This window comes from Vogesella sp. LIG4 (assembly GCF_900090205.1).
Classification (GTDB): domain Bacteria; phylum Pseudomonadota; class Gammaproteobacteria; order Burkholderiales; family Chromobacteriaceae; genus Vogesella.
Genome location: NZ_LT607802.1, coordinates 1,572,113 through 1,592,385, shown reverse-complemented (window position 1 = coordinate 1,592,385; position 20,273 = coordinate 1,572,113). Strand labels below are relative to the sequence as shown.

Sequence of the window (20,273 nt, the reverse complement as noted above, 5' to 3'; positions counted from 1 at the left end):
CACGCCTCGCGTGTTTTGCGGGGAAACAAAAAAGCCCTATCGCAGGATAGGGCTTTTTGACTAGAACGCGAGATTACTCAGCGTCTACACCGGTGTACGGTACCACGGTAACGGTCTTGCGGTTGAATGCGCCTTTAACAGCGAATGCAACGTAGCCATCTACCTTGGCGAACAGGGTGTGATCTTTGCCCATGCCAACGTTCTCACCAGCGTGGAACTTGGTGCCGCGCTGACGAACGATGATGGAACCTGCCGGAATCAGCTCGCCGCCGTAGGCTTTCACGCCCAGGCGTTTGGCTTCGGAATCACGGCCGTTGCGGGAGCTACCGCCTGCTTTCTTGTGTGCCATGTCTGTTTATCCTTACTTGGAAATCGCGTCGATGCGGATTTCGGTGTAGTTCTGACGGTGACCTTGGTGCTTCTGGTAGTGCTTACGGCGACGCATCTTGAAGATACGTACCTTATCGCCACGACCGTGGGCAACTACGGTAGCCTGCACTTTAGCGCCGGATACCAGCGGGGCACCTACGGAAACCTGATCACCGTCTACAACCATCAGCACTTCTTCCAGTACGATTTGGCTGTCGATGTCTGCAGGTATCTGTTCTACTTTGAGTTTTTCGCCAACGGCAACTTTGTACTGTTTGCCGCCAGTTTTTACGACCGCATACATTCGTATAGCTCCTAAATGTTCTTTCCTGTGCGCCAGGTGCGCAAGGAACACGCGACTATACGCAAGTCACTGAATGCCGTCAACTTTTTACCGGAACACGCCCCGCGCATGCGGCCAACCGTGGCGGAAATGGCCGCTATTCTGCTAACATCGCGCGATTTTCCAGCCCAACCCTATAGCGAAGAAACCGGCCGCGATGTCCAACAATCCGCTGTTCCGCACCCTGATTGCCGACGATATGCAAGCTGTCGACCAGGCAATCCGCACCCGCCTCTATTCCGACGTGGTACTCATCCGCCAGGTGGCCGAGTACATCATTTCCGCCGGTGGCAAGCGGTTGCGCCCGGTGCTGACGCTGATGGCCGGCCGCGCACTGGGCTACCAGGGCCCGCATCTGCACACCCTGGCGGCGATGATCGAGTTCATCCACACCGCCACCCTGCTGCACGACGACGTGGTGGACGAATCCGACATGCGCCGCGGCCGCGAAACCGCCAATGCCATGTTCGGCAATGCCGCCAGCGTGCTGGTGGGCGACTTCCTCTATACCCGCGCCTTCCAGATGATGGTGGAGAGCGGCAGCATGCGCATCCTGGAAGTAATGGCCACAGCCACCAACATCATCGCCGAAGGCGAGGTGCTGCAGCTCTTGAACATCGGCAACGTGGACGTGACCGAACAGCAGTATCTGCAGGTGATCCAGTACAAGACCGCCAAGCTGTTCGAGGCCGCCACCCGCGTGGGCGCCATCGTCGCCGACGCCACCCCGGAACAGGAACAGGCGCTGTCCGACTACGGCATGCACCTGGGCACCGCCTTCCAGATCATCGACGACGTACTGGACTACAGCGGCGACGCCGCCACCATCGGCAAGAGCCTGGGCGACGACCTGGCCGAAGGCAAACCCACCCTGCCGCTGATCTACACCATGCGCCACGGCCCGGCCGATGCCGCCGCCGTGGTGCGCCAGTCGCTGGAAGCCGCCAGCCGTGACCGTTTCGACGAAGTGCTGTCTGCGGTACAATCCTGCGGCGCGCTGGATTACGCCCGCAGCGAGGCCGAAAAGGCCTCCGCTGCCGCAGTGGCCGCGCTGGCGCCGCTGCCGGAAGGCGAATACAAGCAGGCGCTGGCGGAAATCGCCACCCTGTCGGTAGCGCGCAACGCCTGATTTCCCGGTTCGGTCTCCATAGTTAAATGGATATAACAAGCCCCTCCTAAGGGCTAGTTGCAGGTTCGATTCCTGCTGGGGACGCCAACTCCAGGCCCACCTGAATCCGCATCACCCGTCAGAACCCGCATGGCACAAGGCTTTGCGGGTTTTTTCTTGCCCATGCCGGCCTGCCGCTCACTACCGTTGCCGCTGGTATCAGTCACACCGCTGCTGGTATCAACCTACCGCCACACGGCGCCGCTCAACGCCCCAGCTCATAGCGCAGGCTCAGACTCATGTCGGTACGCTGATAATCGTAAAGCGGGATATTGGAATGCTGTCGCGACAGCGACAGCTGGCTGCGCAGGCTGAGGCCGCGATAGATGGCGCAGCCCAGCCCGGCGGTGAAGCCATTGAGTACATCATGCCGCTCGGCAAGAAACGCCGGGTTGCTGTCGTGATAGTGGCTGTCGGTACGCTCGACCCAGCCGAACCAGTCGATTCGCTGGGTAAGCGCGCCAGATGCCGACCAGCGCAGGCCGAGAAAATCGCGGTCGCCATCGGCCCGCCGCACGGTAGAGAAGTCCCGCCCCGAACGCAGCGACCAGGCCGTGGCCAGCGGCCCCAGTGGCAGGCTGCCGCTGACCGACATGCCTTTTTCCACATAGCCGTCAGGCGCCTGCTTGCCCCCCTGGTAGCGGTAGCCGCCCAGGTCCAGCCCGAAGGTTGGCCGCAAGAGCAGAGTCGGTGATGGCTGCCACGCCACATTACCGGCCACCGACTGGCGCACCAGTATCCCAGCTTGCCGCAGGCTGTCGTACTGAATACCGGACTGCCAGTTGCCATAGCTGCCGTCATGCTGCACATCGGCGGCGATATTGCGCTCTTCCGTCGAGAACACACCCAGGTTGTCGTAGTTGCGCCGGGCATCCGCCAGCCCCAGGTGCAGTGCGGTGGCGGGCGATGCCAGCCACTGGCCATCCGCACTCAGGGTATGCGCCCAGTAGCTGTCACCACGCCGGCGCGACATCGGGCTCAGTATCACGCGTATATCGCCCAATGCCGGCACCCGGATACCAGGCTGCGCCGTCGCCTGGGAGGCATTGTCGTCGTGCCCGCGCGTCTGCTCCAGGCCAAATTGCCAGTGCAGGGTACGCCCCAGCTCCCAGCTTTCGCCTTCTGCCGCCTGCGCCTGCCGCGGCAACGGCACGCCCTCACCCAGCTGCAGCCAGGCCTGGGCCAGCGCACGCCAGCCGCCTTGCTCTTCCGGCGCCAACGCCACCGCCCGTTCCAGCGGCATCACGGCATCTGCCGCCCGCCCGGCCGCCAGCAATGCCTCGCCCAGCACCAGGTTGTAGCGCGCATGGGCAGCGCATGCCAGCTCATTCTGGTGCAGCTTGCGCGCCACCTCCGCCACCCTGCCGGCATGCCAGTCCGCCTCGGCGCCCGCCAGGGCGTCATCACATTCGTCAGCCACTGCCGGCTGTGCCAGCACACCAAGCATGACGAACAGCAGCACCTGGCGATACGGTTTACCACTCATGGGCGGCTGACCACGGCGACGCCACCTGCCTTGGCACCGCCACTGGTCTGCAAGCCATAGCTGGTAATAATGCCCTTGCCGTTGTTGCCGATCACCACCCCGGCGGCACTGCCGCTACCGGTGCTGCTGCCGCAGCCATCGCCGCTGCATTGCACGGTGAGCGGCAGCCTGCCGGCCCTGAAATCGGGCAGCCCGACATTGCCGCTGAACTGCGCATTCCAGGTGCGCGATTGCGCATCGGTGGCGTTCAGCTGATAGGAAGTCACTCTGATCTGCGGGCCGAATTGCACGCCGATCTGCAGGGTATTGAGCTGGCCACCGACGCTGCCGCTCTCATCGGTCAACATGGTCGAACCCACCAGGTTGCCAAAGCTTGCCGTGCCGGACAGGTTATTGAGCACGCTTGCAGGCGTGATGCCGCGCGGCGCAAACGCAAAATGGTGAAAGTCCACATTGCGCATCGCGCCGCTCAGCGGGTCGACATCATTGCCCTGCCCATACAGCCCCCACAGCACGTAAACCCCATCCACCTTGTCCAGCCCTAGGTCGAACAGGTTGGTGACATCGGTGGTAAAGAAGTTGAAGCCATTGGTGGTGTCGGCCACGGCAGACGGCAGCCCCCAGCTCGGGTCGAGCACGATGACCGAGTGATTGCGCCAGCTGCTCACCACGCCGCCCACGCGTACCTGCCCCGCCGCCAGATCCTGGCTGGCGCCGACATACGCCGATCCCCACGGTGACAAGGCGGTCATGTCCACCTGGTGTTCGATGGTAGTCAGCGGCTTCAAATACACGGCCGCCGGCTCTTCCTCGCTACGGAGATTCTTCGACAGGTGGCGCCAGGCGGCGGACAGCCCCAGGATATTCTGCGTGCTCAAGGCAGCCGGCAGGTGATCCAGCAAGCTGGGCTTGCCACCACCCAGCGGAATGAAACCGGCCTGTGCCGGGGCCAGGTCGAGTGCACCTTCGCTGCTGCGCAGCACGGTAGCGCCGGAGAGCACGCGGTTGTAAGTACCCGCCGGTATGCCAGGCAGTGCCTGCGGCACGTGGAACACCTCATGCGAAGTACCGCGTACGCCGATTTCCGCCAGCGGCGTATGCAACAGGTACAGCTCCTTGTGCACATGGCCGATATCGCCGGTCGTGGCCTGCAGGCTGCCCCACTCCAGGGTGGCCGCGAAGCGTTCGCTGCCATCCATGTTTTCCGGCAGCACAAAGTGGTCGATGCGCATCCGGCTCTGCGCACGGACATCCAGCCGCCCGCCATCGGCCATGGCCAGTTGCACCAGGCCATCCTGCGCGGTGTCCACGCTATCACCTTCACATACCGGCTCACCCACCCGCAGCGGCCGTGACATGCCATCGCCGCGCAGCGCCAGTGCGGTGCCATGGGCAAACATCACCCGGCCGGCAAGCGGCACCCGCAGCGGGGCGCCAGTACCGCCGATACCGCCAGTCCCCTCTGCCACCTGCACGCCAGTGCCACCAATGCCGCCGCCATTGTCGATGGCCGGCGCGCCGGTACCGCCAATACCGCCACTACCGTTCTCTCCCTGCAGCACCCGGGCATGGTGCGCAACAGGGTCGATTTCGCACATCGGTGCCGCCTGCACTGCGCTGCCGAGCAGCATCAGCAGCGCCAGACAATGCTTAGCGCTCGGATTCATCGGCTGCCTCGTGAAAAAAGTAGACCCCGAAATTGAAGCGCCGGCTGTCTTCGACGCTATCGCCATTGGAGGCCAGCATCTGCTGGGCAGTCCGGTTCAGCTCCAGCAGGGTGTCCATGGCACGCTGGGTAGCCATGGCCTGCAGTTGCGCCACCTGCCCGGGAGTAAGCCCGTCGTAGAACACGCAGCGCTCCATGAAGGGCGCCGGTGTTTCACGCAGGTTGGCGCCGACGGCAGCAAGATGGTCATGCAGGTTACGGCCAAGGAATTCGAGCTTGTCGCTCCTGCTGGCCGACGGCACGGCGCTATCAAGCTGCAGTTGTACGCAGTCGTCCGCATCCAGGGTGACGACGCCAACGCTCAACCATTCGTCCAGCAGTGCCCGCGGACGAATGTCCTTGTTGATCGACTGCACCAGCGCATCGAACGACAACTCACTGCCGGCACGGGAAAGCCGCGGCAGCACGCGCGGCGCCTTGTTCTCGTCGAGAAAACGCGCATCGCCGGTCCAGCGGCCCAATACCTGGGCCGCCAGCGGCGCATCCGCCTCCGAGTGCCGCCCATCGCCACGCAAACGCTTTACGTCCTTGCGGTGCACGCCGGTCAACAGGCTGATCCGGCTATCGGTCTGCGCCTTTTCCGCCAGCCGGAAATGACGCTCGGCCACGCTCACATAGGTGGCTTTCAGCATTTCGATAAGCGATGGGTAACCCACGCCATGGTCGAGCAGCAGCCGGACCAATGGCCGCAGCATGTGCTCGATCGTGCTGATGAAGCGCCGTTCTGTCTTGGGCGGAGTGCTCGTCTCAAGCATGGCAGTAACCGGGGCAGGAGGAGTGCGAATACTACCACGCACCTACTTCGTGTGAAATTTTCCCACCCGTAAAAAATACGTGTGATAATTTCCCACAACCATCACAAGAGGCCTCCCATGCTACGTACACTGCTGAATGCCACCGCGCTGTATGGCCAGGGGCAGCAAGGGATAGCCCGCCGCTGCAAATTCCTGCTGCGGGCGCTGGCCCAGTGGCCCTATTCCGAACACTGGTTCCGCTATTTGCAGGCGCAGCCGGAGTTGGTCACCGCCTTGCCACAGCAGCCACAGTGGCTGCACAAGCTGCAGCGCCCCTACCTGTGTGCCGGCTATGGCACGCGCACCAAGCTGCGCTTGCTGCGCCAGCACTTCGAATTGTTCCTGCAGCGTCTGCCCCAGCCACTGCGCCACAGCCTGCTCAGCCGGCACGCGGTTTTCATGGCTGCCGTCAGCGGCAAAAGCGGCATGGGCTACCGCGTCCAGCTATCCGTAACGCACACCATGGACAAGGAAGGCGAACTGATGCTCACGCTGCAGCCGGAAACCGGCGGGCAGCGCCTTGCCACACTGGCCTTTTCCTTCGGCCAGGACCGTCAGGGGCGGGCCCAGATTTACATCGGCTGCCTGCAGGGCCCCAGTGGCCAGGGCGGTCGCGACTTGTTCCGCGAGGTCACCAAGGATCTGCATGGCCTGATGCCCAAGGTGCTGCTGATGAAGTCGCTGTATGCACTGGCGCGGCTGATGGGCATCGACACGGTGCTGGCCGTCAGCAATCTGGCACATGTCCACAACACCGCCTGGCGGCGCTACCAGTCGATCCAGGCGGACTACGACGCTTTCTGGCACTCGCTGGGCAGCACCCGCCTGAATGCCCGGCATTTCCGGCTGGATACCGCGGGGCACGAACGCCCGCTGTCCGAAGTGCCCTCCAGCAAGCGGGCGCAATACCAGCGCCGGCGCGCACTCGAACACACCATTGCCGAGCAGTTCGGCCGGTTCTGGCTGACCGGCCCGGACAGGGCAATGCCCGCCAGCGACCCGACAACACCGCCACGGCCCTGTTGTGGCCCTGGGCTGCAGGCGGCCTAGCGTGCGCCACCCGTGCCACCGCGACACTCTGGCAGCCGTGCGGCCAACCCCGGCACCGTTATTTCCAGAGTTGGCCGCACCATGACCCGTCGTCGCATCTTTCTGCTCGGCTTTCTTGCCTTGCTGCTACTGGGGGTGGGGCTGTCCTGCGTCTACCGTGTGGCGTGGTCGGACATCCAGCGCACCGACTACACGGTCTACACCGCCGCGGGCCAGGCCCTGCTGAACCATGGCGACCTGTATTCGGCACAGAATGTCAGGGGGTGGAAATACGTCTACCCGCCACCGTTCGCCCTGCTGATGGTTCCCTTCGCCCGCATGTCGCTGGCGTCCGGCGCCCTGCTCTGGTACCTGCTGGAAATCGCGGCCATTGCCGCGGTGTCCATCATGTCGGTACGGCTGCTGCCCGCTACCGTGCCGGACCGGCACAAGGACCTGCTGTATGGCCTGCCGCTGGCATCGCTGTGCGTGATCCTGGTGTCCGGGGCGATGCGCTGCCAGGCTTCGGTATTCATGTTCGCCCTGATGGTGGCCACCTTCTACCTGCACTTTCGCGGCCGGCCGATCGCCGCCGGGGCCTCGCTGGCCGGGGCGATACTGATGAAAGTCTTTCCCGCCGTACTGGTGGCCTATTTTATCTGGCGCCGGCAATGGCGCGTCCTGCTGGCCACGGCGGCCAGCCTGCTGGTCATGGGCCTGCTGCTGCCCGGCCTGGCCCTGGGCTGGCGCCAGAATCTCCATGATGATGCGCGCTGGGTCGAAGTCGTTGCCGCACCGGCACTGATGTCCAACCACGAGCGCGCCAGCAGCACCCCGCTGTTCGAACAGCTGATGGATACCACCAAGCCCAGGAACCAGTCGCTGGAGGCGATGTTCCTGTCTGCCGGCCTCGGCGCGGAAAGCAGCAAGCGGCTGGTGACGCTCAGCGGCGGCCTGATGCTGCTGGCCATGCTGCTGGCGTCGCGGCGGGTGCAAAACCGCCATGACGAGCTGGCGCTTGCCGGCGCCTTTCTAAGCTGGAGCCTGCTGGTGCCGCCCATCTCCGAAGCCCACTATTTTGGCGCCCTGATCCTGCCCCTGACGGTGCTGCTCGGCCGGATTCTCTATGAGGCCACCGCCTGCAGCCGGCAACAACGGCAGCTGGCCATCCTGCTGTGCGGCGGCACCATGCTTGCGGCGATGCGGCTGCTGAGCTGGGAGCGTACGGAAACCCTGCGCCCGCTGGGCCTGGCCACCCTGCTCGTCTGGGGCGCCTGCCTCTACTCCATCATGCGGCACGACAAGCGCCACATCTGGCCAGAGGGGCCGCACAAGCAGTCCGGAGCCCACACCATGTACGGCTACTAATAGCCGCCCCACGTGCCGACGGCTTGTTGCCGCGTCGACACCCCTTCCGACAAAACCCGCACGGCCCAGGCCCTGCGGGTTTTTCATGCATGGTCTGGTCAGCCCATGCAAACCGATACCGCGGCCAGGACAGCAGCAGCCTGATCATTGGCCACCGGCGGATCTCAGCCGGCAGTCACACACCAATACAAATAAAAATAATTCCCATTTATGCGATTAATCCCCTATACTGCGCCTCCACCCGGGGCTGGCACGACCAGTTCGGCACCCTTGCCCCGTGACCACGCGCGCCGCAACGGCAAACTGCTGCACGCCCCGTCTAGCTGATCTGGAGACCGCTCGCATGACCCTTTTCCCGTCCCGCTCCTCCCGCACCGCCCTTGCCGCGGCCGCACTTGTCGCCCTGTTCTCGGCCAAGGCTGCGCTGGCAGACGATGGCATCGTCGTCTACAACGCCCAGCATGAAAACCTGACCCAGGCCTGGGTGGACGGCTTTACCCGCGAAACCGGCATCAAGGTGACGCTGCGCAATGGCGGCGACAGCGAGCTTGGGAACCAGATCGTGCAGGAAGGCAAGGCCTCGCCGGCCGATGTGTTCCTGACCGAGAACTCGCCGGCCATGGCGCTGGTGGACAATGCCGGCCTGCTGGCACAGCTGCCGGCCGACACCCTGGCCCAGGTACCGGCCACCTTCCGCCCTGCCCACGGCAAGTGGACCGGCATCGCCGCCCGCTCCACCGTCTTCGTCTACAACAAGGACAAGCTCAAGCCGGCGGAGCTGCCCAAGTCGCTGCAGGAGTTGGCCGATGCCAAGTGGGCCGGGCGCTGGGGCGCCTCGCCCAGCGGTGCGGACTTCCAGGCCATCGTCAGCGCCATGCTGGAGCTGAAGGGCGAGCCGGCAACGCTGGCATGGCTCAAGGGCATGAAGGCCAACTTCACCGCCTACAAGGGCAACAGCACCGTGCTCAAGGCGGTAAACGCCGGCCAGATCGATGGCGGCGTGATCTACCACTACTACAGCTTCGTGGATCAATCCAAGACCGGTGAAAACAGCAAGAACACAGCCCTGCACTACTTCAAGCGCCAGGACCCGGGTGCCTTCGTCAGCCTGTCCGGCGGTGGCGTGCTGGCATCCAGCAAGCACAAGGAGCAGGCGCAGGCGTTCGTGAAATGGATCACCGGCAAGCAGGGGCAGGCGGTACTGCGTACCGGCAATTCGTTTGAATATGCCGTGGGCGTGGGCGCGGCCTCCAACGCCAAACTGGTGCCGCTGAAAGAGCTGGACGCCCCCCGGGTGGAGCCGTCGCGCCTGAACGGCAAGAAGGTGATCGACCTGATGATGCAGGCAGGGCTGCTGTAAGCCGATGCCCGAGCCATCCTCTGTTTCGCTGCCCGGCGCCAACGCTGCGGCCAACACCCCGCGTCGCGGGGTTTTGGCCGTCTGTGCCAGCCGACACGCCAGGCCGGCCCCCTGGCTGCTGGCCGCGGCCCTGCTGGTCGCCCTCTTGGCGCTGCTGCCGCTGGGTTTCGTGTTCGGCGTCTCCCTGCAAACCGGCTGGGACACCATCCACCAGCTGCTGTTCCGCCCGCGGGTGGGAGAACTGCTGGTCAACACCCTGCTGCTGGTCGTCATCACCGTGCCACTGTGCACTGTGCTGGGGGTGCTGCTTGCCTGGCTGACGGAAAGAACCACTCTGCCGGGCCGTCGCTGGTGGTCGGCTCTGGCGGTGGCACCCATCGCCGTGCCGGCCTTCGTGCACAGCTATGCCTGGATCAGCCTGCTGCCCGGCATGCACGGCCTGGCAGCCGGCGTGCTGATCTCGGTGATTGCCTACTTTCCCTTCCTGTACCTGCCGGTGGCGGCCACGCTACGCCGCCTCGACCCCGCGCTGGAAGACATGGCCGCCTCGCTGGGTCTGCGGCCATGGGCCATTTTCTGCCGCGTGGTACTGCCGCAGCTGCGGCTGGCCATCGCCGGCGGCGCGCTGCTGGTAGGGCTGCACCTGCTGGCGGAGTACGGCCTGTATGCCATGATCCGCTTTGATACCTTCACCACCGCCATCTTCGACCAGTTCCAGTCCACCTTCAGCGGGCCTGCGGCCAACATGCTGGCCGGGGTGCTGGCACTGAACTGCCTGCTGCTGCTGTTGCTGGAGTCGCTGGCCCGCGGCAAGGCGCGCTATGCCCGGGTGGGGAGCGGCAGTGCGCGCATGGCCGCCCCGCACCGGCTGTCGCCGGCCACCCGCCTGCTGGCGCTGCTGCTGCATGCCGCCGTCGCCCTGCTTACCCTGGGTGTACCGCTGTTCACCCTGGGGCGCTGGCTGGCCATCGGCGGCATCGGCGCCTGGCCGATGGATGCCATCCTGCCGGCACTGGGGCAGACCCTGCTGCTGGCCTGTGCCGGCGCCGCGCTCACCACCGTGGCCGCCGTGCCCGTGGCCTGGCTGTCGATACGCCACCCCGGCCGGCTCAACCGCCTGCTGGAAGGCTGCAACTACATCACCAGCGCCCTGCCCGGCATCGTGGTGGCGCTGGCGCTGGTCACCGTGACCATCCACTGGGCACGGCCCATCTACCAGACCGTGGTCACCGTGCTGCTGGCCTATCTGCTGATGTTCCTGCCACGCGCACTGGTAAGCCTGCGGGCCGGCATTGCGCAGGCGCCGGTGGAGCTGGAGAACGCCGCCAGAAGCCTGGGCCTGTCCCCGGCCCGTGCGCTGTGGCGCGTCACCCTGCGCCTGGCCGCGCCGGGCGCCGCTGCCGGCGCGGCCATGGTGTTCCTGGCCATCACCACCGAGCTGACGGCTACCCTGCTGCTCTCCCCCAGCGGCACCCGCACGCTGGCCACCGGCTTCTGGTCGCTGAGCAGCGAAATCGACTACGTTGCAGCCACCCCCTACGCGGTCATCATGGTCTTGCTGTCCATGCCGCTGACCTGGCTGCTCTACCACCAATCACGACGGGCTGCAGGCCGATGAGCACTCTTGAAATAAGCCAACTGGGCAAATGGTATGCCGCTACACCGGCGGTGGATGCAGTCAGCCTGCAAGTTGCCGCCGGCAGCCGCACCGCCATCGTCGGGCCATCCGGCTCCGGCAAGACCACGCTGCTGCGCATGATTGCCGGCTTCGAATTCCCCGACGCCGGCAGCATCCGGCTGGATGGCAGCATCCTGGCCGATGAGCGCGGCGCCGTACCGGCACACCAGCGCGGCATCGGCTACGTGCCGCAGGATGGCGCGCTGTTTCCGCACCTGACGGTGGCGGACAACATCGGCTTCGGCCTGCCGGGTCGGGCCCGCGACAAGCTGCCCCGCGTCCGGGAGCTGCTGGAACGGGTGGCGCTGGACCAGGCCATGCTCAAACGTTGGCCGCATGAGCTGTCCGGCGGCCAGCAGCAGCGGGTGGCACTGGCGCGTGCGCTGGCACAGCAACCGCGGCTGATGCTGCTGGATGAGCCGTTTTCCGCGCTGGACACCGGGCTGCGCGCCGAGATGCGCAAGACGGTATCGCAGCTGCTGGCCGCGGCCGGCATCACCACCATCCTTGTCACCCACGACCAGGCCGAGGCGCTGTCCTTCGCCCACCAGCTGGCCGTCATGCGCCGGGGCCGCCTGGTACAGGCCGGCAGCCCGGCCGAGCTGTACCGCTACCCGGCAGACGAAGACACCGCGCTGTTCCTGGGCGAGGCCGTCATCCTGCCGGCCAGCATCGAGCACGGCCGGGCGCACTGCGTGCTGGGCGCGCTACCCACCCGCGATACCGCGCCAACCGGCGCCGCCCGCATCATGCTGCGGCCGGAGCAATTGCAGATCCGCCCGCTGCCCGCGCAAGCCGCCGCGGAAAGCGGCTGCCTGGGCACGGTGACGGAGGTGGACTTTGGCGGCCACAGCAGCCTGCTGGGCATCCGCCTGCAGGCTGGCGACGGCGCCACGCCCCTGCTGCAGGTAAAATACAGCGGTCTTGCCACCCCGCAGCCCGGCAGCACGGTACAGATCAGCGTCGACGGCCAGGCCCACGTGCTGGCCTAGCCGCTGCAATGGGGGCGAGCGATGCGACGGAGGTGACACACCATGGCCTTCTGCCGGATACTTCGCCCCCGGTGGCGGCGGCACTGCCCCGCCATGCCCACTCCCTGCCGACCGGCCGTACCGGCGGCATTTTTACTGCCGAAAGCCCGATGAAACTGAATCTACTGCAACGTCTCGCCCTGCTGGCCGTCATCGGCATCGTGCTGGCCAGCGTGATCAACCACTTCACCGCCAAGCCGCAAGCCGGCAACCAGCCCGCCGCCCAAGCCAGCAGCCAGGCCCAGTAATGCGCATGGTCGCCCAGGGCTGCCTGCCCACCGCTTTCAGCAGCTGGCAGCCGCACCCGCTGTACCGCAGCCTGGCGCCGTGGCGCGAGGCTGCGCAGTTTGCCGACTGGCCAGGCCAGGCCGAGTACGACGCGCTGCTGGCGCATGCCCGTGCTTGCGGCCAACCTTTGCCCGCGACACTGCGCTTTGCCTGCGACCTGGCGCCGGAACTGTACTACGAGATGCATATCGGCAGCAGCGGCGAAGTACCCACCCGCACGCAGAACTGGCATGACTGGTTCGGCGCGCTGGCCTGGTTGTCGTGGCCGCAGAGCAAGCTGGCGCTGAATAACCGCCACGTGCGCGCCATCGAACGTGGCGAAGTTGGCCGCGGGCCGTTCCGCGACGCGGCCACGCTGCTGGATGAATGCGGAGTGATCGTGCCGGTAAGCGACGAGACGCTGGCACAGGCGCTGCGCGACATGGACTGGCAGACGCTGTTCGTCGGCCGCGCCGCGGACTGGGGGCAGCGCATCGACAGCCACGTGCTGGGCCATGCGCTGTTCGAGCAGGGGCTGGCGATGCACATCGGCTGGTGCGGCAAGGCATTGCTGCTGCCGGTGGCAGAGGAATTCTTCCGGCTGGACTACTGGCAGCGCCAGCAGGCGCTGGATGCGCGCCTGGCGGCCCTGCTGGCCGACGACGGCTGGCTTGCCCGCCCGCGCGAGCTGCTACCGCTGCCGCTGCTGGGCATGCCCGGCTGGTGGCCGCAGCAGGATGCCGCCTTCTACGGCAACCGCGACTACTTCCGCCCTACCCGGCGCGCAAACTCCGCCACGCTGAACTGAGCCAGCTCGCCCATGGTGGGCTGCAGCAGCTGCTCCACGCCGGCGGCGATATCGTCATCCTCGGCATTCAGCTCCGGGCGGTAGACGAACAGGCGGAACACATCGGCCAGGGAAATCCCCTCCGCCCGCTTGAGCAGCACCCAGCCATCGTTGCCGCCCTTCTGCACGTAGCCGGCCAGCGCCAGCTTGTCCAGCACGCTACCCAGCTCGTCGTAGCCCACCTTCACCTCGCGGCGCAGGTCTTCCGGGCGCAAGGCCTGGCCGGCATCCTGCGCGCGGTCCAGCATCACCAGCACCTCCACCGCATCCAGGAAGCGGCGGCGCGGCTCCAGCCGGCGGCGCCAGGCGCGGCCTTCCCAGTAGGAGAACGAAGCGGTGAGCACCGCGCCCACCAGCACCACCAGCCACAGGCAGAACAGCCACAGCAGCAGGATGGGCAGGCTGGCGAAGGCGCCGTACACCAGCTGGTAGTTGGCCACCTCGCCGATATAGAAACCGAACACCAGCTTGGTCACCTCCAGCAGCACCGCGGTCACCAGCCCGCCCAGCATGGCGTGGCGCATCGGCACGTAGCGGTTGGGCACGATGCGGAACAACAGGCCCAGCACCAGCATGGTGAGGCCGATGCTGCCCAGCGCCTGCAGGGTTTCCGCCAGCAGCGGCATGGTGTGCTCGATGCGGGTGGTCTTGAACAGCAGCCGCCAGCCCAGCAGGCCGCCGCCCAGCACCAGCGGCCCCAGCGTCAGCACCGTCCAGTACACCATGCCCTGCTGCAGCCACGGCCGCGCGCGGCGCACGCCCCAGATGCTGTTGAAGGTGCGCTCCACCGTGGACATCAGCATCAGCGAGGTCACCCCCAGCATCACGATGCCGGCGGCGGTGAGCTTTTCGGCATTGTCGGCAAACTGGCGCATGTAGACGGTAATCACCTTGCCGGCGAACTCCGGCACCAGCGTGGACAGCAGCATCACCTTGAAGCGGGTGCTGTAGTCGGAAAACACCGGGAACGCCGACATCATCGTCAGCGCGATGGTGAGCAGCGGCACCAGCGCCAGCAGGGTGGTAAAGGTCAGGCTGCCCGCTACCTGCAGCACGCGCTGCTGCGCCAGGCGGTTGCGGATGAACACGGCAAAGCCGAACACGGTGGGGACGGAAAGGGACACGGTAGGGGCGAGCCGGTAAAATGCTGGTTGCCAATGTTAACCGATAGGACTGGTCATGCAGGATATTCTGGTGCTCTATTACAGCCAGCACGGCGCCACCCGCGAGCTGGCGCGGCTGATCGCCCGCGGCATCGACAGCGTGGAAGGCTGCCGCGCCCGCCTGCGCACCGTGCCCAAGGTCTCCACCGTGTGCGAGGCCACCGCGCCGGCGGTGCCGGACAACGGCGCCCCCTATGTGGAAAGGCAGGACCTGGCCGACTGCAGCGGCCTGGCGCTGGGCAGCCCCACCCGCTTCGGCAACATGGCCGCCTCGCTGAAGTACTTCCTTGACGGCACCGCGGCGGAGTGGATGCAGGGCACCCTGGCCGGCAAGCCGGCCTGCGTGTTCACCAGCAGCAGCAGCCAGCACGGCGGCCAGGAATCCACGCTGCTGTCGATGATGATCCCGCTGCTGCACCACGGCATGCTGATCATGGGCCTACCGTTCACCGAGCCGGCGCTGAGCCACACCCGCAGTGGCGGCACCCCCTACGGCCCCAGCCACGTGGCCGGCAGTCAGCATGCGCCGATCAGCGAGGACGAAAAGAAACTGGCCATCGCCCAGGGCAAACGCCTGGCCGAGGCCGCGAAAAGGTTGGCCGCAAACGGCTGAGCCGCCCGCGTCAGGCCAGCCACGCAAAAATGCCGTTCACGCTGCTCCGTGAACGGCATTTTTTCTTGTCCCCGGCGGCCTTGCAGGCTCAGGCCCGGGCGATATCCAGCGCCATCACCCGCGTCTTCAGCCGCATCAGCATGATCAGCCCCGGCGCGGCGGAGGCGGTGGCGAACAGGAAGAACGCCGGCCAGCCTATGCTTTCGGTCAGCACGCCGGACAGCGGCCCCACCCACACCCGGCCGATGGCGGCGAAGGCCGACAGCAGCGCGAACTGGGTGGCGGTAAAGCGGTGGTTGCACAGCGCCATCAGGAAGGCGACGAAAGCCGCGGTGCCCATGCCGCTGGCCAGATTCTCCAGCGCCACCGCGAACAGCAGCAGGTAGTCCACCTGGGTGCTTTCCTTCAGCGCCACGATGATCCAGTCGAAGGCCGGCAGGGTGAAGCCGCCCCAGGCGCCCTTGCCGGACACCGCCACCAGCCAGAAGCCGAGGTTGGAGAACATCTGGAACACGCCAAAGCCCAGCAGCGCACGATACAGCCCCAGCCGCAGCATCAGCGTGCCGCCCAGCAGCGCGCCGACAATGGTGAGCCAGATGCCGATCACCTTGTTCACCACGCCGATTTCGGCCTGGGCAAAGCCCACGCCCTTAAGCAGAAAGGTAGTAGTGAGCGCGCCGGCGAAGGCATCGCCCAGCTTGTAGAGGATGATCAGCGCCAGGAAGGAGCCGGCCGCTTCCATGCTGAAGAAGTTGCCCAGCGAGCGGTTGAGGGTTTCGAACTTCGCCCGCCGCGCCGCCCACCACGCCAGCGGCACGGTAAACGCCACGCCGATCAGCAGCGACAGCAGATCCACCCATTTCTTCTTGGGCGCTACCGCCGGTCTGGCGGCTGCCGCCTTGCCGGCCTGCATCTTGTTGCCGGTCGCAGTGCTTGCAGGGTTGGCCGCAGGCGGCACCGTTTGTGCCACGGCCTGCACTGCACCCTGGCTGGCGGAGTGCGGCTGGCTCACCGCCAGCGGGAACAGCGGCGACAGCACGCGATCCGCCAGCGGCGCCACCAGATGGGTGGTGAACTGGTAGCCGATCACCACCACCAGCAGCAGCGCGGCAAAGCCTTTCAGGTCGTTGCGCGCATCGCTTTGCGGCGCCACGCTGTCCTTGGGCACCGGCGGCAACAGCAGCAGCGACAGCCCGGCCAGCAGCAGCATGATCAGCGCCATCAGCCGGTAGATGCCGTTCCAGCTCCAGCCGCCGCCATTGAGCGGGTCGGCCCACACCATGGCGATGCCACCGGACAGCACCATGGCCAGCCGGTAGCCGAACACCCCTAGCGAGGACGCCAGCCCGCGCTGCTCCGGCGTCACCACGTCGGTGCGGTAGGCGTCGATCACCACGTCCTGCGAGGCGGACAGAAAGGCCAGCAGCACCGCCAGCAAGGCAAAGCCCTGCACGTCGCGCGCCGGCGACAGCGCCGACATCGCCAGCAGCGCGGCGGCGAGACCAAGCTGGGTGAGCACCAGCCAGCCGCGGCGGCGGCCGAACAGCGGCGGCTCGAAGCGGTCCATCAGCGGCGCCCACAGGAACTTGAAGGTATACGGCAGCCCCACCAGGCTCAGAAAGCCGATGGTGGCCACGTCGATGCCGTCCACTGTCAGCCAGGCCTGCATGGCGGTGCCGGACAGCGCCAGCGGCAAGCCGCTGGCAAAGCCCAGTACCCAGATCATCAGCATGCGCCAGCTGCCCAGCTGTCGGATATCGCGCATTACACGCCCTCTTGTCGAAAACACAGCGGGCGCCGCAGCGCCCGCCGATACAGGGTTGGCCGCATTCAGCCGCGGCTGACGCGGTAGAACGCCAGGCTGCCGCGCAGATTGGGCAGGACATTCACCTGCCGGCCATGCGTCATCACCACCCGCTCCAGCACGCGGATGCGGTTCTTGGCGCACAGCGCGTCAAAGTCGCCGAGCATACACCAGTGGATATTGGGGGTGTTGTACCACTGGTAGGGCATGTCGTCGGACACCGGCATGCGCCCGAGCATGATCTGCCAGCGGTTCTGCCAGTAGCCGAAGTTGGGGAAGGTCACGATGGCTTCGCGGCCAACCCGCAGCATCTCCAGCAGGATTTCCTCGGTATGGCGCATGGCCTGGATGGTCTGCGACAGCACCACGTGGTCGAAGCGCTGGTCCTCGAACTCGGCGAGGCCGGCCTCCAGGTCACCCTGGATGGCGTTGACGCCGGCCTTCACGCAGCTCACCACGTTGTTCACGTCGAAATCCACGCCATAGCCGTTGATCTGCTTGTTGTGCTGCAGCCAGGCCAGCAGTTCGCCCTCGCCACAGCCCAGATCCAGCACGCGGCTGCCTGGCGGAATCCAGTCGGCGATCAGTTGCAGGTCGGGGCGCAGGGAATCGAAAAAGCTCATGCGTTCACCTCCTCGGCCACGCGGTTCAGGTAGGCACGCATCAGCTCCACATAGGGCTGATCGGTCATCAGGAAGGCGTCATGGCCGTGCACCGATTCGATCTCGCCGTAGCTGACGCGCTTGCCGGCGGCGATCAGCGCCTTCACCGTTTCGCGCGAGCGCTCCGGCGAGAAGCGCCAGTCGCTGGTGAAGCTGGCCACCAGGAAGCTGGCGCTGGCCTTTTTCAGCGCCGCCACCAGGTCGCCGTCGTAGTCCTTGGCCGGGTCGAAGTAATCCAGCGCCTTGGTCATCAGCAGGTAGGTGTTGGCGTCGAAGTAGTCGGAGAACTTGTCGCCCTGGTAGCGCAGGTAGCTCTCGATCTCGAACTCCACGTCGTAGCCGAACTTGTATTCGCCGGAGCGCAGCATGCGGCCGAATTTCTCGCCCATGCCGTCGTCCGACAGGTAGGTGATGTGGCCCAGCATGCGCGCCAGGCGCAGGCCGCGGCGCGGAATGGTGCCAACGGCGTAGAAGTCGCCGCCGCAGAAATCCGGGTCGGTGAGAATGGCCTGCCGCGCCACGTCGTTGAAGGCGATGTTCTGCGCCGACAGCTTGGGCGCCGAGGCGATCACCATTGCGTGGGCGATGCGTTCCGGGTAGGCGATGCTCCACTGCAGCGCCTGCATGCCGCCCAGGCTGCCGCCGATCACCGCCGCCCAGCGGCCGACGCCCAGCCGGTCGGCGAGGCGCGCCTGCGAGGTAACCCAGTCCGGCACCGTCATCACCGGGAAGCGCGAGCCCCATGGCTGGCCGGTGGCCGGGTCGATGCTGGACGGGCCAGTGCTGCCGTGGCAGCCGCCCAGGTTGTTGACGCCCACCACGAAGAAGCGGTTGGTATCGATGGGCTTGCCGGGGCCGATCATGTTGTCCCACCAGCCGGCGGCCTTGTCGTCGGCGCTGTAGCGGCCGGCAACGTGGTGGTGGCCGGACAGCGCGTGGCAGATCAGGATGGCATTGCTGCGCTCGGCGTTCAGTTCGCCATAGGTTTCAAACACCAGCTCGTAGCCGGGCAGCGTCATCCCGCTGGCCAGCTCCAGCGGTGTCTCGAACAGCGCGCGCTGCGCGCTGACGATACCGACGGAAGATGCGTTATTGGGCATGCGTTTCTCTTTGCTAGTCGGCGATGGACGCGCGGCACGGTCTTTGCGACTCTGGCACGTCCATGGCAAGGCTTCTCCATGGCAAGCCCCGATTATATCGGTAACCTGCGCTTGCGCACCTGCCTACCCGTTCCTGATAATCGTCACCCTTCATATTTGCCGGATATCGCGATGATCGGCCGCCTGTTCCGCCTGTTCCTGCTGCTGGGTATCTGCTACCTGGCCGCCCGCTGGCTGCTGAGCCGGCAGCAACGGCAACACATTCACCGCTTCGTGCGCACCCTGGCGGTGGCTCTGCTGCTCAGTGCAGCACTGTTCGTGGCACTGGCCATCGCCGGCATCCGCCTCTAGCCACCATAAAGTTGGCCGCATAGCGCCCGGTTGAGAATTTTTTGCGCTCTACGCTGTCAGATTTGACCGCCCCTGCCGACTCACCGGCATCACCTGCCAGGAGATGCGCCATGCTGATTCGCCACCCTTCCGACATCCTGCCGTCGGATATCACCCCCCGCAGCGTTTACCTCAACCGCCGCCAGTTCATGGTTGGCGCCGCCGGCCTGCTGCTGCCGGCCAGTGCGCTGGCAAGCCTGCCGGCCAGGAAAAGCCCGTTCTCCACCACCGAGCAGCCCAACAGCCGCAGCGATATCACCAGCTACAACAACTACTACGAGTTCGGCACCAGCAAGGATGAGCCGGCAATGTACGCCGGCAAGCTCAAGACGCGGCCGTGGAACATCGTGGTGGATGGCGAGGTGGAAAAGCCGCGCAGCTTCGGCATCGAGGAGCTGCTGAAGTACCCGCAGGAGGAGCGCATCTACCGGCTGCGCTGCGTGGAAGGCTGGAGCATGGTGATTCCGTGGATAGGCTTTCCGCTGGCCAGCCTGCTGGCGCAGGTGCGGCCAACCTCCAAAGCCAAGTACGTGGCGTTCGAAACCGCGCTGCACCCGGGCGAGATGCCGGGCGTGGCGCGGCGGGTGCTGGACTGGCCGTACCGCGAGGGGCTGCGCATCGATGAAGCGATGCAGCCGCTCACCATCCTGGCGGTGGGCCTGTACGGCGACGTGCTGCCCAACCAGAACGGCGCGCCGATCCGCCTGGTGGTGCCGTGGAAGTACGGTTTCAAGAGCATCAAGGCCATCACCCGCATCCGGCTGGTGGAAAAGCAGCCGTTGACCAGCTGGAACCAGGCGGCACCGGACGAGTACGGCTTCTACTCCAACGTCAACCCGGCGGTGGACCACCCGCGCTGGAGCCAGGCTACCGAGCGGCGCATCGGCGAGTTCCTCAAGCGCAAGACGCTGCCGTTCAACGGTTACGGCGCGCAGGTGGCACAGCTGTACCGAGGCATGGATCTGGTAAAGAACTTTTGAGAACCGGTTTACGAGCTGCTGCGCTTCGGCGACACGGCGTTGATAACGTCTTCGAAATGCTCATTTACTGTTCGTAAACTCCGCTCCCTCAGCCG

At 65.8% G+C, this 20,273-nt stretch carries 20 protein-coding genes and 1 tRNA gene; 12 read left to right on the top strand and 9 right to left on the bottom strand.

Going from position 1 to position 20,273, the window contains the following annotated elements:
- Positions 1-73 precede the first annotated feature (73 nt).
- Positions 74-349, bottom strand: coding sequence for a 50S ribosomal protein L27 (gene rpmA / locus PSELUDRAFT_RS07500; RefSeq protein WP_088966257.1), 276 nt, complete (start codon positions 347-349; stop codon positions 74-76).
- Between the two features lie 12 nt (positions 350-361).
- On the bottom strand, positions 362-673 hold the full coding sequence (rplU, locus tag PSELUDRAFT_RS07495; RefSeq protein ID WP_088966256.1) for a 50S ribosomal protein L21: 312 nt from the start codon (positions 671-673) through the stop codon (positions 362-364).
- A gap of 196 nt (positions 674-869) precedes the next feature.
- Between rplU and ispB the strand changes: the two genes are divergently transcribed.
- Both ispB and PSELUDRAFT_RS07485 read left to right on the top strand, forming a co-directional pair.
- Positions 870-1,841 (top strand): octaprenyl diphosphate synthase, encoded by a 972-nt coding sequence (ispB, locus tag PSELUDRAFT_RS07490; protein WP_088966255.1) that lies wholly within the window; start codon positions 870-872, stop codon positions 1,839-1,841.
- A 12-nt stretch (positions 1,842-1,853) separates the two neighbouring features.
- Positions 1,854-1,928 (top strand) — tRNA-Arg (locus PSELUDRAFT_RS07485).
- Between the two features lie 157 nt (positions 1,929-2,085).
- Here PSELUDRAFT_RS07485 and PSELUDRAFT_RS07480 read toward each other — a convergent pair.
- The 3 genes from PSELUDRAFT_RS07480 to PSELUDRAFT_RS07470 are packed head-to-tail and all read right to left on the bottom strand — an operon-like array spanning position 2,086 to position 5,847.
- Complete coding sequence (locus PSELUDRAFT_RS07480) at positions 2,086-3,366, bottom strand: M48 family metallopeptidase (RefSeq protein WP_088966254.1); 1,281 nt, start codon at positions 3,364-3,366, stop codon at positions 2,086-2,088.
- Positions 3,363-5,033, bottom strand: a complete 1,671-nt coding sequence (locus tag PSELUDRAFT_RS07475; protein ID WP_157725056.1) for a hypothetical protein — start codon at positions 5,031-5,033, stop codon at positions 3,363-3,365. Before PSELUDRAFT_RS07475 ends, PSELUDRAFT_RS07480 begins: the two co-directional genes overlap by 4 nt.
- Positions 5,017-5,847, bottom strand: a complete 831-nt coding sequence (locus tag PSELUDRAFT_RS07470) for a DUF6502 family protein (RefSeq protein WP_157725055.1) — start codon at positions 5,845-5,847, stop codon at positions 5,017-5,019. The genes PSELUDRAFT_RS07475 and PSELUDRAFT_RS07470 overlap by 17 nt, the downstream gene beginning before the upstream one ends.
- Positions 5,848-5,964: 117 nt before the next feature.
- Here PSELUDRAFT_RS07470 and PSELUDRAFT_RS07465 point away from each other — a divergent pair, with 117 nt between their 5' ends.
- From PSELUDRAFT_RS07465 to PSELUDRAFT_RS07435, 7 genes are all read left to right on the top strand, one after another.
- On the top strand, positions 5,965-6,936 hold the full coding sequence (locus tag PSELUDRAFT_RS07465; protein ID WP_088966251.1) for a DUF535 family protein: 972 nt from the start codon (positions 5,965-5,967) through the stop codon (positions 6,934-6,936).
- A gap of 81 nt (positions 6,937-7,017) precedes the next feature.
- Positions 7,018-8,283 (top strand): glycosyltransferase family 87 protein, encoded by a 1,266-nt coding sequence (locus tag PSELUDRAFT_RS07460; protein WP_088966250.1) that lies wholly within the window; start codon positions 7,018-7,020, stop codon positions 8,281-8,283.
- Positions 8,284-8,626: 343 nt separating this feature from the next.
- A complete protein-coding gene (locus PSELUDRAFT_RS07455; RefSeq protein WP_088966249.1) occupies positions 8,627-9,643 on the top strand; it encodes an iron ABC transporter substrate-binding protein in 1,017 nt (338 codons plus the stop codon).
- Positions 9,644-9,647: 4 nt separating this feature from the next.
- Positions 9,648-11,261 (top strand): iron ABC transporter permease, encoded by a 1,614-nt coding sequence (locus PSELUDRAFT_RS07450; RefSeq protein ID WP_088966248.1) that lies wholly within the window; start codon positions 9,648-9,650, stop codon positions 11,259-11,261.
- Positions 11,258-12,313 (top strand): ABC transporter ATP-binding protein, encoded by a 1,056-nt coding sequence (locus PSELUDRAFT_RS07445; protein WP_088966247.1) that lies wholly within the window; start codon positions 11,258-11,260, stop codon positions 12,311-12,313. The genes PSELUDRAFT_RS07450 and PSELUDRAFT_RS07445 overlap by 4 nt, the downstream gene beginning before the upstream one ends.
- Positions 12,314-12,462: 149 nt before the next feature.
- The gene (locus tag PSELUDRAFT_RS19310; protein WP_157725054.1) at positions 12,463-12,600 is read left to right on the top strand and encodes a hypothetical protein; all 138 of its coding nucleotides are present in this window, start codon (positions 12,463-12,465) and stop codon (positions 12,598-12,600) included.
- Complete coding sequence (locus PSELUDRAFT_RS07435) at positions 12,600-13,427, top strand: DUF3025 domain-containing protein (protein WP_088966245.1); 828 nt, start codon at positions 12,600-12,602, stop codon at positions 13,425-13,427. The genes PSELUDRAFT_RS19310 and PSELUDRAFT_RS07435 overlap by 1 nt, the downstream gene beginning before the upstream one ends.
- On the opposite strand, the gene PSELUDRAFT_RS07430 is transcribed toward PSELUDRAFT_RS07435, so the two are convergent.
- On the bottom strand, positions 13,382-14,590 hold the full coding sequence (locus tag PSELUDRAFT_RS07430) for a YihY family inner membrane protein (RefSeq protein ID WP_088966244.1): 1,209 nt from the start codon (positions 14,588-14,590) through the stop codon (positions 13,382-13,384). The genes PSELUDRAFT_RS07435 and PSELUDRAFT_RS07430 overlap by 46 nt on opposite strands.
- 55 nt (positions 14,591-14,645) lie before the next feature.
- Between PSELUDRAFT_RS07430 and wrbA the strand changes: the two genes are divergently transcribed.
- Entirely contained in the window at positions 14,646-15,242 is a 597-nt protein-coding gene (wrbA, locus tag PSELUDRAFT_RS07425; protein ID WP_088966243.1) for an NAD(P)H:quinone oxidoreductase, read from the top strand.
- 88 nt (positions 15,243-15,330) lie between these two features.
- On the opposite strand, the gene PSELUDRAFT_RS07420 is transcribed toward wrbA, so the two are convergent.
- The 3 genes from PSELUDRAFT_RS07420 to PSELUDRAFT_RS07410 all read right to left on the bottom strand — a co-directional run bounded on the left by PSELUDRAFT_RS07420 (position 15,331) and on the right by PSELUDRAFT_RS07410 (position 18,808).
- Positions 15,331-17,007 (bottom strand): MFS transporter, encoded by a 1,677-nt coding sequence (locus PSELUDRAFT_RS07420; protein WP_088966242.1) that lies wholly within the window; start codon positions 17,005-17,007, stop codon positions 15,331-15,333.
- A gap of 65 nt (positions 17,008-17,072) precedes the next feature.
- Entirely contained in the window at positions 17,073-17,669 is a 597-nt protein-coding gene (metW, locus tag PSELUDRAFT_RS07415) for a methionine biosynthesis protein MetW (protein WP_088966241.1), read from the bottom strand.
- Positions 17,666-18,808 carry a homoserine O-acetyltransferase gene (locus tag PSELUDRAFT_RS07410; RefSeq protein WP_088966240.1) on the bottom strand — a complete coding sequence of 381 codons (1,143 nt, stop codon included), beginning with the start codon at positions 18,806-18,808 and terminating at the stop codon, positions 17,666-17,668. The genes metW and PSELUDRAFT_RS07410 overlap by 4 nt, the downstream gene beginning before the upstream one ends.
- A 171-nt stretch (positions 18,809-18,979) precedes the next feature.
- Here PSELUDRAFT_RS07410 and PSELUDRAFT_RS07405 point away from each other — a divergent pair, with 171 nt between their 5' ends.
- Both PSELUDRAFT_RS07405 and msrP read left to right on the top strand, forming a co-directional pair.
- Entirely contained in the window at positions 18,980-19,159 is a 180-nt protein-coding gene (locus tag PSELUDRAFT_RS07405; protein ID WP_088966239.1) for a hypothetical protein, read from the top strand.
- A 110-nt stretch (positions 19,160-19,269) separates the two neighbouring features.
- Positions 19,270-20,178 carry a protein-methionine-sulfoxide reductase catalytic subunit MsrP gene (gene msrP, locus PSELUDRAFT_RS07400; RefSeq protein WP_088966238.1) on the top strand — a complete coding sequence of 303 codons (909 nt, stop codon included), beginning with the start codon at positions 19,270-19,272 and terminating at the stop codon, positions 20,176-20,178.
- Positions 20,179-20,273 lie beyond the last annotated feature (95 nt).

Excerpts from the sequence above, each read along its gene's own strand:
- rpmA (WP_088966257.1), bottom strand. The coding sequence starts at position 349 with ATGGCACACAAGAAAGCAGGCGGTAGCTCCCGCAACGGCCGTGATTCC.
- rplU (WP_088966256.1), bottom strand. The coding sequence starts at position 673 with ATGTATGCGGTCGTAAAAACTGGCGGCAAACAGTACAAAGTTGCCGTT.
- ispB (WP_088966255.1), top strand. The coding sequence starts at position 870 with ATGTCCAACAATCCGCTGTTCCGCACCCTGATTGCCGACGATATGCAA.
- PSELUDRAFT_RS07480 (WP_088966254.1), bottom strand. The coding sequence starts at position 3,366 with ATGAGTGGTAAACCGTATCGCCAGGTGCTGCTGTTCGTCATGCTTGGT.
- PSELUDRAFT_RS07475 (WP_157725056.1), bottom strand. The coding sequence starts at position 5,033 with ATGAATCCGAGCGCTAAGCATTGTCTGGCGCTGCTGATGCTGCTCGGC.
- PSELUDRAFT_RS07470 (WP_157725055.1), bottom strand. The coding sequence starts at position 5,847 with ATGCTTGAGACGAGCACTCCGCCCAAGACAGAACGGCGCTTCATCAGC.
- PSELUDRAFT_RS07465 (WP_088966251.1), top strand. The coding sequence starts at position 5,965 with ATGCTACGTACACTGCTGAATGCCACCGCGCTGTATGGCCAGGGGCAG.
- PSELUDRAFT_RS07460 (WP_088966250.1), top strand. The coding sequence starts at position 7,018 with ATGACCCGTCGTCGCATCTTTCTGCTCGGCTTTCTTGCCTTGCTGCTA.
- PSELUDRAFT_RS07455 (WP_088966249.1), top strand. The coding sequence starts at position 8,627 with ATGACCCTTTTCCCGTCCCGCTCCTCCCGCACCGCCCTTGCCGCGGCC.
- PSELUDRAFT_RS07450 (WP_088966248.1), top strand. The coding sequence starts at position 9,648 with ATGCCCGAGCCATCCTCTGTTTCGCTGCCCGGCGCCAACGCTGCGGCC.
- PSELUDRAFT_RS07445 (WP_088966247.1), top strand. The coding sequence starts at position 11,258 with ATGAGCACTCTTGAAATAAGCCAACTGGGCAAATGGTATGCCGCTACA.
- PSELUDRAFT_RS19310 (WP_157725054.1), top strand. The coding sequence starts at position 12,463 with ATGAAACTGAATCTACTGCAACGTCTCGCCCTGCTGGCCGTCATCGGC.
- PSELUDRAFT_RS07435 (WP_088966245.1), top strand. The coding sequence starts at position 12,600 with ATGCGCATGGTCGCCCAGGGCTGCCTGCCCACCGCTTTCAGCAGCTGG.
- wrbA (WP_088966243.1), top strand. The coding sequence starts at position 14,646 with ATGCAGGATATTCTGGTGCTCTATTACAGCCAGCACGGCGCCACCCGC.
- PSELUDRAFT_RS07420 (WP_088966242.1), bottom strand. The coding sequence starts at position 17,007 with ATGCGCGATATCCGACAGCTGGGCAGCTGGCGCATGCTGATGATCTGG.
- metW (WP_088966241.1), bottom strand. The coding sequence starts at position 17,669 with ATGAGCTTTTTCGATTCCCTGCGCCCCGACCTGCAACTGATCGCCGAC.
- PSELUDRAFT_RS07410 (WP_088966240.1), bottom strand. The coding sequence starts at position 18,808 with ATGCCCAATAACGCATCTTCCGTCGGTATCGTCAGCGCGCAGCGCGCG.
- PSELUDRAFT_RS07405 (WP_088966239.1), top strand. The coding sequence starts at position 18,980 with ATGATCGGCCGCCTGTTCCGCCTGTTCCTGCTGCTGGGTATCTGCTAC.
- msrP (WP_088966238.1), top strand. The coding sequence starts at position 19,270 with ATGCTGATTCGCCACCCTTCCGACATCCTGCCGTCGGATATCACCCCC.